At 72.4% G+C, this 13857-nt stretch carries 15 protein-coding genes; 8 read left to right on the top strand and 7 right to left on the bottom strand.

Annotated elements, in window-relative coordinates; all coding sequences use genetic code 11:
• Nucleotides 1-38: 38 nt before the first annotated feature.
• Nucleotides 39-410: a hypothetical protein gene (locus E9232_RS25775; protein WP_309798920.1), complete on the top strand. Its 372-nt coding sequence runs from the start codon at nt 39-41 to the stop codon at nt 408-410.
• Between the two features lie 21 nt (nt 411-431).
• Here E9232_RS25775 and olsE read toward each other — a convergent pair whose 3' ends face one another.
• Genes olsE through E9232_RS25760 form a run of 3 tightly spaced genes read right to left on the bottom strand, consistent with a single transcriptional unit; the run spans nt 432 to nt 1782 of the window.
• Nucleotides 432-1388: an ornithine lipid hydroxylase OlsE gene (olsE, locus tag E9232_RS25770; protein WP_309798918.1), complete on the bottom strand. Its 957-nt coding sequence runs from the start codon at nt 1386-1388 to the stop codon at nt 432-434.
• On the bottom strand, nt 1388-1597 hold the full coding sequence (locus E9232_RS25765; RefSeq protein WP_309798916.1) for a hypothetical protein: 210 nt from the start codon (nt 1595-1597) through the stop codon (nt 1388-1390). Before E9232_RS25765 ends, olsE begins: the two co-directional genes overlap by 1 nt.
• Before the next feature lie 8 nt (nt 1598-1605).
• Nucleotides 1606-1782, bottom strand: a complete 177-nt coding sequence (locus tag E9232_RS25760; RefSeq protein ID WP_309798914.1) for a hypothetical protein — start codon at nt 1780-1782, stop codon at nt 1606-1608.
• 160 nt (nt 1783-1942) lie between these two features.
• On the opposite strand from E9232_RS25760, the gene E9232_RS25755 reads away from it, so the two are divergent.
• Both E9232_RS25755 and E9232_RS25750 read left to right on the top strand, forming a co-directional pair.
• Nucleotides 1943-2617 (top strand): response regulator transcription factor, encoded by a 675-nt coding sequence (locus E9232_RS25755; protein WP_309798912.1) that lies wholly within the window; start codon nt 1943-1945, stop codon nt 2615-2617.
• Entirely contained in the window at nt 2614-3987 is a 1374-nt protein-coding gene (locus E9232_RS25750) for a sensor histidine kinase (RefSeq protein ID WP_309798910.1), read from the top strand. The genes E9232_RS25755 and E9232_RS25750 overlap by 4 nt, the downstream gene beginning before the upstream one ends.
• An 89-nt stretch (nt 3988-4076) precedes the next feature.
• Here E9232_RS25750 and E9232_RS25745 read toward each other — a convergent pair whose 3' ends face one another.
• The gene (locus tag E9232_RS25745) at nt 4077-4421 is read right to left on the bottom strand and encodes a rhodanese-like domain-containing protein (RefSeq protein ID WP_309798908.1); all 345 of its coding nucleotides are present in this window, start codon (nt 4419-4421) and stop codon (nt 4077-4079) included.
• A gap of 114 nt (nt 4422-4535) precedes the next feature.
• Here E9232_RS25745 and E9232_RS25740 point away from each other — a divergent pair, with 114 nt between their 5' ends.
• A complete protein-coding gene (locus E9232_RS25740) occupies nt 4536-5429 on the top strand; it encodes a LysR family transcriptional regulator (RefSeq protein ID WP_309798906.1) in 894 nt (297 codons plus the stop codon).
• A 283-nt stretch (nt 5430-5712) separates the two neighbouring features.
• On the opposite strand, the gene E9232_RS25735 is transcribed toward E9232_RS25740, so the two are convergent.
• Both E9232_RS25735 and E9232_RS25730 read right to left on the bottom strand, forming a co-directional pair.
• On the bottom strand, nt 5713-7044 hold the full coding sequence (locus E9232_RS25735; protein WP_309798904.1) for a M48 family metalloprotease: 1332 nt from the start codon (nt 7042-7044) through the stop codon (nt 5713-5715).
• 1 nt (nt 7045) lies between these two features.
• Nucleotides 7046-7810, bottom strand: a complete 765-nt coding sequence (locus tag E9232_RS25730) for a thermonuclease family protein (protein ID WP_309798902.1) — start codon at nt 7808-7810, stop codon at nt 7046-7048.
• Nucleotides 7811-7922: 112 nt separating this feature from the next.
• On the opposite strand from E9232_RS25730, the gene pip reads away from it, so the two are divergent.
• A complete protein-coding gene (pip, locus tag E9232_RS25725) occupies nt 7923-8873 on the top strand; it encodes a prolyl aminopeptidase (RefSeq protein WP_309798900.1) in 951 nt (316 codons plus the stop codon).
• 43 nt (nt 8874-8916) lie between these two features.
• On the opposite strand, the gene E9232_RS25720 is transcribed toward pip, so the two are convergent.
• The gene (locus E9232_RS25720) at nt 8917-9654 is read right to left on the bottom strand and encodes a HugZ family pyridoxamine 5'-phosphate oxidase (protein ID WP_309798898.1); all 738 of its coding nucleotides are present in this window, start codon (nt 9652-9654) and stop codon (nt 8917-8919) included.
• Nucleotides 9655-9797: 143 nt separating this feature from the next.
• On the opposite strand from E9232_RS25720, the gene E9232_RS25715 reads away from it, so the two are divergent.
• From E9232_RS25715 to E9232_RS25705, 3 genes are read left to right on the top strand one after another with little or no spacing between them, the layout of a single operon-like run.
• Entirely contained in the window at nt 9798-10496 is a 699-nt protein-coding gene (locus E9232_RS25715) for a response regulator transcription factor (RefSeq protein WP_309798897.1), read from the top strand.
• A gap of 52 nt (nt 10497-10548) precedes the next feature.
• Nucleotides 10549-12303 carry a stimulus-sensing domain-containing protein gene (locus E9232_RS25710; RefSeq protein WP_309798895.1) on the top strand — a complete coding sequence of 585 codons (1755 nt, stop codon included), beginning with the start codon at nt 10549-10551 and terminating at the stop codon, nt 12301-12303.
• 44 nt (nt 12304-12347) lie between these two features.
• Nucleotides 12348-13853, top strand: coding sequence for a pre-peptidase C-terminal domain-containing protein (locus E9232_RS25705; protein ID WP_309798893.1), 1506 nt, complete (start codon nt 12348-12350; stop codon nt 13851-13853).
• Nucleotides 13854-13857 lie beyond the last annotated feature (4 nt).

Raw genomic sequence — 13857 nt, 5'->3', positions numbered from 1 at the left:
GCTCGCGCCGTCCAGGATCACTTCGAAAGGGAACAGTCATGACCAGGAGTTCCGGCTCACCCGGCGCCCTGCTGATCGCGCTCGCCATGGCGGCCGTCGTCCCGGTGCCGGTGCAAGCGGTGCCGTTGCCGGTCTTGCCGACCGCCGGCGGAGCGCCCGTATCGCCGGTCCGGGACCGTTACGACCCGTGCACGGATGGCCGCTTCAGCGACGGCCACCCGCACAGCTGCGCCGAATTGCACGACTGGCTGGACCGCCGTCGGGACCGCGAGGACCGGCGCGGCCGCTACGACCCCTGCACGGACGGCCGGGTCAGCGACGGCCGGGCGCGCAGCTGCGACGAGCTGCTGGACTGGCTGGACCGCCGACGTGACCGGGATGACGAGCGGCCCTGGCGCGGCTGGAGGTAGCCGCGCCGAAGTCCCGCCCGGTCAGCCGGACGACCGGGCGGCGGCGTCACCGGTCCGCGGCTGCCGGGGCGCCGCCCCGAGGATCGCGCGGACACCGGCCGCGGTGAAGGGCTGCGCCAGCTGCCGCAGGAAGCCCGATGCGATCCGCCCGCGGATGCCGATATCGACCGGCGGGCGCCGCGCCGGGTTGTGGTAGGTGCCCAGCAGCTGGTCCCACAGCATCAGGTTCTCGCCGTAGTTGCGGTTGCCCTCCTCCAGCACCTTCGAGTGGTGCCAGCGATGCAAGGCCGGCGTGCTGACCACGCGATCGAGAAGGCCGGTGCGGAGATCGATGTTGCAATGGGTCAGAAGACCGGTGAAGGCGGTCACGGCGCTGATCCACAGGAACACCGGCAGAGGCGCCCCCAGCAGGTACAACGGCGTCTGGCTGAGGGCGATCTTCAGCGACGAATCGACGAGGTGGAAGCGGCCGGTGTTGAGAACCCAGAGCCGGCGCACGCTGTGGTGCAGGGCATGGAACCGCCACAGCGCCAGCCGCTCATGCGCCAGCCGGTGCGCGGCGTAGAGCCCGACCTCGGCGAGGACAAGGCCAAGGATCACCTGGACGGCCAGCGGCCATTGGTCGGGCCAGGGCGATCCCGGGATGCGGATCGCCGGCTGCGCGACGGCGGCCGTGACCATGGCGACGCTGGAGATGATCGCGGCGCCGAGCTGGGCCAGCCCCTTGGTCAACAGGGTGTGGGCGAGATTGTCGACCGTCTCGCCATCGGGCTGCAGCCAGGCCTCCTCATGCGGCATCAGCCGTTCGAACAGGCCGATCGCCACGGCGACCGAGACATAGACGGCGTTGAACCACAACAGCGGATGGGCGCTGGCCAGCGCCAGGCCGGTGCCGACCAGCCCGCCGCCATACAGCAGCGGCCACAGGGTCCAGGCCAGCACCATCCGCGGCCGGCCGTGGCGGGAGAGGCGTGTCATCATCGTCTCCGTGATTGGGGGGAAGGCCGGCCTCGGACGGCCTTGCGCCGGCGGCGACAGAGCAGCAGCAGGACCAGCAGTTCCGCGGCGACCAGAATGCCGATCAGGGCCAGCCCCAGGCTGCCTGGATCCGCTCCCTCCCCGCACCGGGCAAAGCCGAGCCCCGGCAGCGGCGATTCCAGGCCAGGGTTGCCGAGGCGGATCGGCATCCCGGGCCTCAGACTTCGGCCGCAGGGGATCGGGACTGCCGGGTGATCCGATAGACCGCCGCCGGCGGGATGTTGCGCAGGGTAGCACCGATCCGGGCCGCGTCGAGGCCGAGCCCGTCCGGCAGGCGGCGCCGAACCGACGGCACGATCGAGGCGATGCGCAGCGACGGGGCGTGGGACGGCATGGCGATGGCTCCGGATCGAATCGGCGCGGGATGCGACCGGTCCGGTGTCTCACCCCGAGATTGCGGCAGCCTTGCGCCCTTCCCGCTGGCGGGTGGGATCGTCGCCATGCTGCCGCAATCTCGGGCTGCTATCCGCATGGGGCGACGGACGGGTGGGACGATGCGACTGCTGCTGGTCGAGGACGAACCGGAAATGGTCGCGGCGCTTCGCTCCGCCCTGAAGCGGCATGACATGGTGGTCGATCACGCCGCGACCCTGGCCGAGGCGGCGGAGGTGGCTGTCAACGATGTCTACGATGTCATCCTGCTCGACCGCCGCCTGCCCGACGGTGACGGCCTGTCCCTGATTCCCCAGCTGCGCGCCGGCGGGAACCGCGTCCCGGTGATCGTGCTGACCGCGCGCGGCGGCCTGGTCGACCGGGTCTCGGGCCTGGACACCGGGGCCGACGACTACCTCGCCAAGCCCTTCGCCTTCGAGGAGCTGCTGGCCCGGCTGCGCGCGGTGCTGCGTCGCCCGGCCGAGATGCGGTCCGACGTCATCCGGCTCGGCCGCCTGGCCTTCGACGCCGCCCATCGCGAGGCCAGCGTCGGCGGCACCCCGCTGGAGCTGCCGCGGCGCGAGTTGCTGGTGCTGGAGACGCTGGTGCGGCGCATGGGCCGGATGGTGCAGCGGCCGGCCCTGATGGAGGCGGTCTTCGGCCTCGATGACGAGATCCAGTCCAACGCGCTGGACACCCATGTCTCGCGGCTGCGGCGCAAGCTGGCGGAGACCGGGGCCGGCGTCACCATCAACGGCGTCCGCGGCGTCGGCTACCTGCTCCGGGAGGAGTCATGACCGCTCGGCCGCAACGGTCGCTCCGGAGGCGGCTCGTCGTCCGCTTGGTGGCGTTCCAGGCGGTCGTCCTGCTGGCGGTCACGCTGACCCTCAAGGCTTTCGGCTTCCTGGTCGACATGACCTCCACCGACGCGACCATCGAGAGGCTGCGCCCGGCGGTGGTCCGCGATGCCGCGGGCGGGCTGGCGCTGGACCAGACGCCGCAGCTCGACTCTCTGCGGGTCGATGCGCCCGATCTGTGGTTCGTCATCCGCGATCGCGAGGGCCATCGCCTGTCGGAAGGCTCGGTCCCGATGGAATTCGCGGCTCTGGGTGACGCCCTCGACCGCATCGGGCAGGCGCGTCTCGGCTGGAATATCGGGGATCCGCCTGGGCCCACAGGCCGGCTGCGCTGGGTCGACAGCCCGGCCGGCGAGGTCCAGATCCTCACCGGATCGGAAAGCCCGCTGCCGCTGTCGATGATCGGGCTTTCCGTCGCACTGCTGCTCCTGAACGCCATCCTGCCGATCATGGCGGTGATGGCCCTGGCCACGCTGGTGGCGACGCCGCTAGTCGTCCGCGGGGCGCTGGCCGGGCTGGACCGGGCGGCCGCGCAGGCGAAGCGGATCGACATCGACCAGCGCGGCGTGCGGCTGCCGGTCGACGACATGCCGACCGAGGTGGCACCGCTGGTCAAGGCCGTCAACGATGCGCTGGGGCGCCTCGACGAGGGTTATGAGCGGCACCGCCGCTTCCTGGCCGATGCGGCGCATGAGCTGCGCACCCCGATCGCCATCCTGAACATCCGGATCGCCTCGCTGCCGCCCGGCCGGGACAAGACCCGCCTGCTGGAGGATGCCGCCCGCCTGGCGGTGCTGACGGAACAGCTGCTCGACCTGCAGCGGCTCGACCGGCAGGGGCAGATGGCCCCGGTCGACCTCGTCGTGCTCGCCCGCCGGGTGGTGAGCGACATCGCCCCCCTGGCCTTCGCGGCGGGCTACCAGATGGCGTTCGAGGCCGGGGCTGCGGAGGCGGCGGACGCCCGGCCGGTCCTGGTGTCGGGCGACCGGACGTCGCTGGAACGGGCCCTGACCAACCTGGTGCAGAACGCCATCGACCATGGCGGCCGCCGCGGCCTGATCACGGTGCGCGTCGCGGCCCCGGGGATCGTCGAGGTCGCCGACGAGGGCGCGGGCATTCCGGCCGAACAGCACGAGCGGGTGTTCGAGCCCTTCTACCGGCTCCATCCCCAGGGACAGGGCGCCGGCCTCGGCCTGAACCTAGTGCGGGAGACCATGCGCCTGCATGGCGGCCGGGTCGTGGTGTCGGACGGGGCGTCCGGCGGCGCCTGCCTGCGGATGATCTTTCCCGCTCCGGACGCGGCGCCATAGCCGGCGGTGCCGCTCGCCATCGGGCGTTGGCAGGACTCCCGGGGCCCGCCCCTGCGCGGCCAGAGCCCGGAAATCCTGCCTGGGCCGGTTCAGCCCGCCACGGCCGCCGCGGTCTCGACCGGCAGCCCGGCCTCGATCCAGTCCTGCTTGCCCTCGACGTAGTCGCGCACCCTGGTGTAGCCGAGCTGGGCCAGCCGGCGCGCCGCGATGCTGGAGTTCTGGCAGGGCGTGTTGGCGCAATAAACCACGATCTCCGCCGCCTTGTCCGGCAGCAGGCCGGCCGCCAGGGCGTCGACCTTGTCATGCGGCAGGCTGAGCGCCCCCGGCAGGTGCTGGTCGCGCCAATAGGCCTCGGGCAGCGCCTCGACCAGGGTCACGGCGTCGCCGCGGTCCAGCTTCGCCTTCAGCTCCGCCCGGCTGATCTTGTCGGTCATCGTCATCTCCATCTGCTCCGCCGCACCGGTTGCGGCGGTCGGATCGACGATAGGCTTTGCATCGACGCAACGGCTGTTGTGTATTGGCCAATCGCCATTGCGTGGATGCAATCCATGTCCGAACTGTCCTGGGAGGAGCTGCGGTCGGTGCTGGCGATCGGCCGGGCCGGCCGCCTTGCCGTCGCGGCGCAGGCGCTGCGGCTGGACCATTCCACCCTGTTCCGCCGCCTCAAGGCGCTGGAGGCGCGGCTGGAGACCCGGCTGTTCGACCGCGCCGAGGGCGGCTACGCCCCGACCGAGGCCGGCGAGCGCCTGATCGCGGCGGCGCTGCGGATCGAGGCCGAGCTGCTGACGGTCGAGCGCGACCTGGCCGGCCATGACATCCGCCTGTCCGGCACGCTGCGGGTCACCGCGTCGGAGACCCTGGCCTATCGCCTGCTGACGCCCGAGCTGGCCCGCTTCCGCACCGCCCATCCCGGCATCACGGTCGAGCTGATCCTGGACAACCGGGCGCTGGACCTCGGGCGGCGCGAGGCCGACATCGCCCTGCGCGCGCTGCGCCCGGCCGAGCCCGAGCTGTTCGGCCGCAAGCTGGCGGACATCGCCTGGGCCGTCTATGGCCGCGCGGGCGACCCGGCGCCGGCGCGGATCGAGGATCTCGGCGCCCATCCGGTGATCGGCTGGGCCGAGGGCGCCGGCGCGGTCGGCACCGCCGCCTGGCTGGCCGCCGCGGTGCCGCCGGGGGCGATCGCCTATCGCAGCTCCAGCCTGGTCAACCAGCTGGTCGCCACCAAGGCCGGGATCGGCCTCGCCATCCTGCCCTGCTACCTCGCCGACCCGGAGCCGGAACTGCGCCGCCTGTTCCCGCCGATCCCGGCGCTGCGCCGTGAGCTGTGGCTGATCACCCATGCCGACCTGCGCCGCACCGCCCGCATCCGCGCCTTCATGGAGCTGGTCGGCGACGGCCTGGCCGCCCAGCGCGCGGTGATCGCCGGGGACGTCGCCTGAGGGGTGTGGGGTGAAGCTTGGGGTCTCAAGGTCGAACCTTACCGAGTCCCCCCTCCCCTTGCGGGAGGGGGTAGGGGGAGGGGGAGGGGGTTTTCTCCGCCCGGGGCCGACCGCCCTCGGCACCACGCGGCAAGGTCCTTGTCCATTCGCGCGCGGACGCGCGCAGACCCCTCCCCCTACCCCTCCCGCAAGGGGAGGGGGGACAAGGAAGAGGCGCGCTGGGTCTACTCTGAAAAGGCCTCGCAAGCGGGGGAGGCGACGCGGTGGCTCCCTTTCCCCTCCCTCACTCGACGATCAGCTTCACCAGGCTCCCCGGCGCCGGCCGGTCGCCGTCGTTCAGCAGCCGGAACCGGTCCTCCGCCGCCTCGACCCGCATGCGGCCAACCAGCGACGCCACCGTGTCGCCCGGCCGCACCTTGGCGATGGCGAGGCGGCGGGGACGCACCTTGGCGGCCTCCGCCGCGCTGATCCGGCGGAAGCTGTCGACCGCCGCGCGGGCCGGCGCCTGGGCCGGGCTGCCGGCCCGGGTCAGCACGGTGAAGCGGTCGCGCCGTTCGGCCGAGGTCTCGATCATCACCAGCAGCACATCCCAGGCCCCCGACGCGCCGGCCACCAACGCACGGCCCCGGGCCGCCGGGAAGCCGCCAAGATCCAGCGCCTCGACATCGCGGACGCCGCCCACCGCCTTGCCCCAGACCCGTTCGAGATAAAGCCGGGCCGGCAGGGCCCCCGGCTGGCTGAGATGGTCGAACAGGATCACCGATTCGTCAGGCCCCACCCCCATCACCCGGCGGCGCTGCCGCATCAGCGCCACGCCCGGCGGCGCGTCCCAGCGGAACCGCGCCACCGGGTCGATCACGGCCTGGCCCCGGAACGGGATCTGGCCGGGGCTCTCGCCCCAGGGCAGCCCGTCGGTGGCGGCGAGCCACTCCGCCTCCCCGCTCTCGCCCTCCGGCAGCGCCGCCGCCTGGGCGCGGGCGGCCGCGACCCGGTCCGCCGTCTCCGGATGGTCGGCGCCGTTGGCGGCGGCCGAGGCCAGCTCCGGCCGTCCCACCAGAGCGGCGGCGAGGCGGTGATCCGCATCCAGCCTGGCCAGAAAGGCGGGCGCCGCGCCGGGGTCGTAGCCGGCCGCGGCCATCGCCTCGATCCCGATCCGGTCCGCCTGCCGCTCCTGTGCCTGGTCGAAATCGGCCTCACCCGACGGCCCGGCGATGTCGGGACGGGTCTGCGCCCGCTGCGCCCGCAGCCTGGCGTGGTCGGCGACGACATGGCCGATCTCATGCGCCAGCACCGCCGCCACCTCCGCCTCGCTGCGCGCCAGTGCCAGCAGGCCGCGGGTGACCAGGATCCGGCCGTCGGGCAGCGCCACGGCGTTCACCCGGTCCGAATCGATCAGGTCGACCGCGACCCGCATGGTGCCGCCGGTCTCGGCATCGGCGACCCGCTGGCCGATGCGGGCGACGCGGTCGCGCAGCGCCGGCGCCTGGTAGGGGCCGCCGAACTCCTCCTGCACATCCTTGGCGCCCTCCGCCAGGACGGCGTCCGCCGCCGCCAGCCGCGGCGCCAGGGCCAGCAGCGCCGTGGACAGCAGGAACTCTCGGCGTGTCGACGCCATGTCAGTCCAACCTTTCGATCTGTTCCATCCGCCCGACCGCGATCCGCGGCCCGCCCGACCAGTCGAGCCAGCCGCGCACCCGGATGCGCCGGCCCTGCAGCGCCAGCAGCTGCGGCCCGGCGCCGAGCCGGCGGACGGCGTCGGGTTCCATCATCACGGTGAAATCCTGCCGCTGATCCGTGCCGAAATTGAGGTAGGCGCGGCCGCGCAGGATCGTCGCCTGCAGCACCGTCCCCTCGACCACCTGGAAGCGATCCAGCCCGGCGCGGTCCAGCGCCTCCGCCGGCCTCACGGTGAAATCGGGGTCGGCCCACAGGCCGCGGCCGGCCGCCCGGGCCTCGCCTTCGGTCACCAGCAGCGAGACCAGCGCCGCGGCGGGGTCGGCGCCGCCGGCATCGACCCGCGCCAGGCCGCGGCCCAGCAGATCCTCCTCGATCCACAGCCCGTCGGCGCGCTGCAGATGGCCCGGCACGCGGCCGTAGCGGTCGGCCGGCGCCACCGGGGCCAGACGCACCGGCTGGCCGTCCACCAGCGCCGCTAGCACCGACCGGGCCGCGGCCTGCCAGCGCCCGAAGGGCACGTCGAGCCCGCTGAGGCGGACCACCGTGCCGTCGCTGAGCCGCAGCGTCCGGCCGTCGAGCACCGCGGCGACGGCCAGCGGCGGCCCGTAGTCGAGCCCGTCCGACGGACCGCCGAGTGCGTTGTCGGCCCGCGCGGCGGCGACGCCGCACAGCAGCAGGATGAGGGAGAGAAGCGCCCGGCGCATGCCGCGAGCATAGGCCAGGCTGCGGCGTCTTGCCTGCCCCCGTGCGATCGATTTTTGCAATGCGCCGCCGAGTCCGTAGAGTGGGAGGGGACCCCCAGCCGACAGCGAGACCATGCCGCGCGATCTGATCTTCCCGACCATCGAGCCCTTCGCCACCGGCCTGCTGCCGGTCGACGACCTGCACAGCATCTATTGGGAGCAGTGCGGCCGCCCCGACGGCGTTCCGGTGGTCTTCCTGCATGGCGGCCCCGGCGCCGGCGCCTCGCCCACCCATCGCCGCTTCTTCGACCCCGGCTTCTACCGCATCATCATCTTCGACCAGCGCGGCGCCGGCCGGTCGCGGCCGCTGGGCGAGACCCGGCAGAACACCACCGAGCACCTGGTCGGCGACATGGAGCAGCTGCGCCGCATGCTGGGGATCGAGCGCTGGCACGTCTTCGGCGGGTCCTGGGGGTCGACCCTGGCCCTGGCCTACGCCCAGGCGCATCCGCAGCGCTGCCGGTCGCTGACCCTGCGCGGCATCTTCCTGATGCGGCCGCAGGAGATCGACTGGTTCTTCAACGGCATGCGCACCTTCTTCCCCGAGGCGCATCGCAGCTTCGTCGAGTTCCTGCCCCCGGCGGAGCGCGCCGACCTGACCCGCAGCTATCACCGCCGGCTGACCGATCCCGACCCGGCGGTGCACCTGCCTGCGGCGCGGGCCTGGAGCATCTATGAGGGCTCTTGCTCCACCCTGCTGCCGAATCCGGAGATCGTGGCCTCGGCCGGCGAGGACGCGCATGCGCTGGGGCTGGCGCGGATCGAGGCGCACTACTTCCTGAACAACCTGTTCACCCCGCCCGACCGGCTGCTGCAGGACGTCGACCGGGTGCGGCACCTGCCGGCGACCATCGTCCAGGGCCGCTACGACACGGTGTGCCCGATCGCGACCGCCGACGAGCTGCACCGCGCCTGGCCCGAGGCGACCTATGTCGTGGTGCCGGATGCCGGCCATTCCGCGATGGAGCCGGGGATCCGCACCGCCCTGGTCGAGACCATGGAGCGGCTGAAGTCGGTGAGCTGACCCAGAAAGGGGGACCGGCCGGAAAGGCTGACCGGTCGTTCGGTCAATCCGCCAGCCCGCCGCTGCGGGCGTGGCGGACCAGGCGCACCAGCTCCTTCCGCGCCGAATCGGCGTCGGTCACCGGGGCGGCGAAGGCCAGGCGGGCGACGGCGCCGCCGCGGCGCAGATCCGCCCCGTCGGTGTCGATCCCGGTCATCCGCCAGCCCTCGCCCGCCTGGCCGAGCAGGACATGGGCGTAGAGGTCGATGGCATCGGCGTGGTCGTCGTTCATATGGGCGATGATGCCGGCCTCCGCCCCGGTCAGCGCCGCCGGCGGGTCGACCAGCAGCTCGGCCGCGTCGAGCCGGTGGATGGCGCCGAAGCCGGCGATCATGTGGCCGCGCTCGACCCGGATCCGCCACAAGCCGAAATCCTGGAAATCGGCATAGCCTGCTGCGTCCGGATGGCGCGCGAGGTAGCGGCCGCGCAGCGCCGGATCGACCACCGGCTCGGCCCGGCCGGACACCGTCAGCCGCGGCCCGGTCAGCGGCTGGTCGAGCCCCGCCGTGCCGTCCAGCAGCAGCGCCGCGCGGGCGTCGCGATCGAGGTTGCCGGTGTGCTCCGCCAGCCGCGAGATCAGCAGCAGCGGATGCCCCGCCGGGTCGGTGGCGGCCAGCACCAGCGAGGCGTAGGGACCGCCATCGGCGTCGAGCGTGGCCAGCGCGCCGCGGTCGAGACGGCGCAGCAGAGTGCGGGCGCGTTCACTCGGACCGGCGGCCGGGCCGGCGTCCTGGGATGTCATGGCGTTGCTACCCCGCTGGTTTTCCTGAAGATTACCGCGTTCGAGTGACATTTCGGCCGTATATACGCCATATTGAGCCTTCAGCGTCGCCGGCATCGAGGGTACTTGCCCGCCGGGGGCGGGTGGTGACAGTGGAGGGGGCCATGGCCCAGACCATCGCGCTGGTCGACGACGATCGCAACATCCTGACGTCGGTGGCGATATCGCTGGAGTCGGAGGGCTACGAGGTCCGCACCTTCTCCGACGGCGACGAGGCCCTGCGCGGGCTGCTGCAGAAACCGGTCGACCTCGCCGTGCTGGACATCAAGATGCCGCGCATGGACGGGATGGAGCTGCTGGGCCGCCTGCGCAAGACCACCAACATGCCGGTGATCTTCCTGACCTCGAAGGACGACGAGGTCGACGAGCTGCTGGGCCTGCGCATGGGGGCCGACGACTACATCAAGAAGCCATTCTCGCAGCGCCTGCTGATCGAGCGCATCCGCGCCCTGCTGCGGCGCGAGCAGCTGGCCACCGACAGCACCCCCGCCGACCCGGCCGCGGTGGTGTCGCGGGGCGACCTGACGCTGGACGGCAACCGCCATGCCTGCCTGTGGCGCGGCGAGACCATCGACCTGACCGTCACCGAATTCCTGCTGGTCAAGGCCCTGGCCATCCGCCCCGGCCACGTCAAGAGCCGGGACCAGCTGATGGACGCCGCCTATGGCGAGCACATCTATGTCGACGACCGCACCATCGACAGCCACATCAAGCGCATCCGCAAGAAGTTCAAGGTGGTCGACACCGAGTTCGGTCACATCGAGACGCTGTACGGTGTCGGCTATCGCTACAAGGAGGCCTGATCGCGGGCAGCGCCGGCCGCCCGTGATCGGAGTCTGACCGCCGCATGACGCCATGACGGCCCCATTGAGAGCGTCCCGCGGCCCCGCGCCGCCGCGCCTCGGCGAACCCGCCGAGCAGAATGCGGCTGCCCGGCCGGAGCCGATGGCGGAGCTGGTCGCCGAGCCCACGGTGGAGCCGATCACCGCCACCCCGGTCGGCGGCCGCGCCGTCGACGCGCCGATCATCCGGTTGCGCCGCCGCTTCTTCTCGAAGCTCACCGCCCGCGTCCTGGCCGTCAACATGATGGCGCTGATGATGCTGGTCGGCGGCATGCTGTACCTGTCGTCCTACCAGGAGCGGCTGATCGAGAACGAGCTGGCGTCGCTGGACGCCGAGGCCACCATCTTCGCCGGCGGCCTGGCCGAGGCAGCGGTGGTCGGCGGGGTCGACACCGAGCAGTCGCTGGACCCCGACAAGGCCCGCCAGATGATCCGCCGGGTCTACCAGTCGACCGACACCCGCGCCCGCCTGTTCGGCATCGACGGCAAGCTGGTGGCGGACAGCCGCATGCTGGGCCAGCCCGGCGGCATCATCGAGGTGCGGCCGCTGCTGCCGCCGGTGGCCAAGGGTTGGATCCGCGCCGCCTGGGACGCGGTCTACGACTGGAGCGCCGAGTTCGCCGGCCCGCGCAAGCGCTGGCCGACCTATGTCGAGCGCCAGGACCAGCAGGGCAACGACTATGCCAGCGTCCGCGCCGCGCTGACCGGCGGGGTCGGCCGCCAGATCTGGACCCGCGAGGACGGCCAGCTGATGCTGGGCGTCGCCGTGCCGGTGCAGCGCGTGCGGCTGGTGCTGGGCGCGGTGCTGGTGACCCGCGAGGGCATCAACATCGAGGGCAACCTGCAGACGGTGCGCGAGGAGATCCTGAAGGTCTTCGCCATCGCGCTGGCGGTCACCATCATCCTGTCGCTGTACCTCGCCGGCACCATCACCCGGCCGATCCGCCGGCTGGCCCGCGCGGCGGAGCGGGTGCAGCAGAGCCGCGGCCGCAAGGTCGAGATCCCCGACATGAGCGGCCGGCGCGACGAGATCGGCGAGCTGGCCGGCGCGCTGCGGGCGATGACCGCGGCGCTGTGGACCCGGATCGACGCGATCGAGCGCTTCGCCGCCGACGTGTCGCACGAGATCAAGAACCCGCTGACCTCGCTGCGCAGCGCGGTCGAGACCACCGCCCGGATCACCGACCCGGTGCAGCAGCGCCGGCTGATGGCGATCATCCTGGAGGATGTGCAGCGGCTGGACCGGCTGATCAGCGACATCTCCGACGCCTCGCGGCTGGACGCCGAGTTGTCGCGCGCCGAGACCGGGACCGCCGATATCGGCCGCATGCTGGGCATGCTGACCGACCTGTACAAGACCACGCTGGAGGACACCGACCTCAAGGTGTCCTTGAGCCTGCCGCCGGGGTCGTCGCTGACCGTGCCCGGCATCGAGGACCGGCTGGTGCAGGTGTTCCGCAACCTGATCACCAACGCGATCTCGTTCTCGCCGCCGGACGGCGCCATCACCCTGCGGGCCCGGCGCGAAGGCGCCTGGGTGATCGCGACCATCGAGGATGACGGGCCGGGCATCCCGGCCGCCAAGCTGGAGGCGATCTTCGACCGCTTCTACACCGAGCGCCCGGCCGGGGAGAAGTTCGGTACCCATTCCGGCCTGGGCCTCAGCATCTCCAAGCAGATCATCACCGCCCATCGCGGCCAGATCTTCGCCGAAAACCGGGAGGGCCGTCCCGGCGCCCGCTTCACGGTGAAGATCCCCGCCAAGTGATCTGCGGCAACAATCGACCCAATCCGCATCGAAGGGGAAATCCGATGAATTCGCGCCTGCGCCGACTGCTGCTCGGCAGCGTCTTCGCCCTGGCCACCCTCCCGGCCCTGGCCCAGACCCAGACGGTGGTGCCGCCGCCGGTCGTCGTCCAGGTGCCGGCGCCGCCCGCGCCGGTGGTCGAGGCGCCCGCCCCGGCGGTCCCGGCCGTCGCTGCCGCCCCCGCCGTGGCCGAGGAGATGGACGCACTGTCCTTCGTCACCTGGACCAGCGCCTCGGTCCGCGGCGCCCCGAACGGCACCGCCACGCTGGAGGAGACGCTGCCCTTCGGGTCCCAGGTCATCGTCACCGGCCGGCTGGCCGCCGGCGGCTGGGTGCGGGTGCAGACCCCGAAGACGCCGGTCGGCTACATGTGGGCGCAGACCCTGGCGCCGATGCGCGTCGCCCTGCCCGGCACACCCACCGGCCCGGCACCGACGCTGGGCCAGGCCGATGAATCCGCCGACGACACCATCGCCACCGCCACGGCGCTAGGCATGGTCGGCGCCACACCGCTGGTGGCCGAGGGCCGCGTCTCGCAGACCGACCAGACCGACGCCTACAGCGTCACGGTCGAGGGCTGGACCGAGCTGTCAGTGGACCTGGCCGGCATGACCGGCGACGCGGATATCGAGCTGCGCGACGGCGACGGCCAGACCGTCGCCTCCTCCGCCAACAGCGGTTCGGATGCCGAGCACATGGGCAAGCTGGTGGCCCCCGGCACCTATTACTTCGTGATCACCAGCTATGGCGACGGCACGCCGTACCGCCTGACCGTCTCTGGCACGCCGGGCGCGGCGCCGCCGCCCGACGCGGCCGGATCCAGCCAGTCCGACGCGCATGACCTCGGCGACGTCACCGGCACCAGCGCCGAGGCCGGCGACTGGGTCGGCCCGGCCGATGCCAGTGACTACTACGCCTTCCAGGTCACCGAGCGGCAGACGGTCACCATCGGCCTGGACGGGATGTCGGCCGATGCCGACATCAACCTCGAAGGCGCCGACGGCAGCTACCTCCTCAGCGGCACCAATGTCGACACCGAGGCCGAGGCGCTGACCGCGACGCTCGACCCCGGCACCTACTACCTGAACGTCTATCCGGCCGGCGAGGGCGCCACCGACTACCGCCTGACCGTGGCCGGCGGCCCGGCCGAGCCGCCGCCGCCGGACCATGCCGGCAACACGCCGGACGCCGCCGGCACCATCGAGAATGTCGGCCGGACCCCGGTGACCCTGAGCGACTGGGTCGGCTTCACCGACAAGGACGACTACTGGCGCTTCACCCTGGCGTCGCGCGCCGACGTCACGGTGCGGCTGACCATGGAGAAGGGCGATGCCGACATCGACCTGCTGCGCGCCTCGGACCAGGAGAGCCTGATCAGCGGCGCCAATTCCGGCACCGATCCGGAGGAGCTGCAGCTGCGGCTGGACCCCGGCACCTACCTGCTGCGGGTCTACTCCTACCAGGGTGACACGCCGTACACGCTGGAGACCAAGGCTGTGCCGGCGAAATAACGCG

This window comes from Inquilinus ginsengisoli, from assembly GCF_031453975.1.
Taxonomy (GTDB): domain Bacteria; phylum Pseudomonadota; class Alphaproteobacteria; order DSM-16000; family Inquilinaceae; genus Inquilinus; species Inquilinus ginsengisoli_A.
This window is presented reverse-complemented; position numbering and strand designations above follow the sequence as displayed.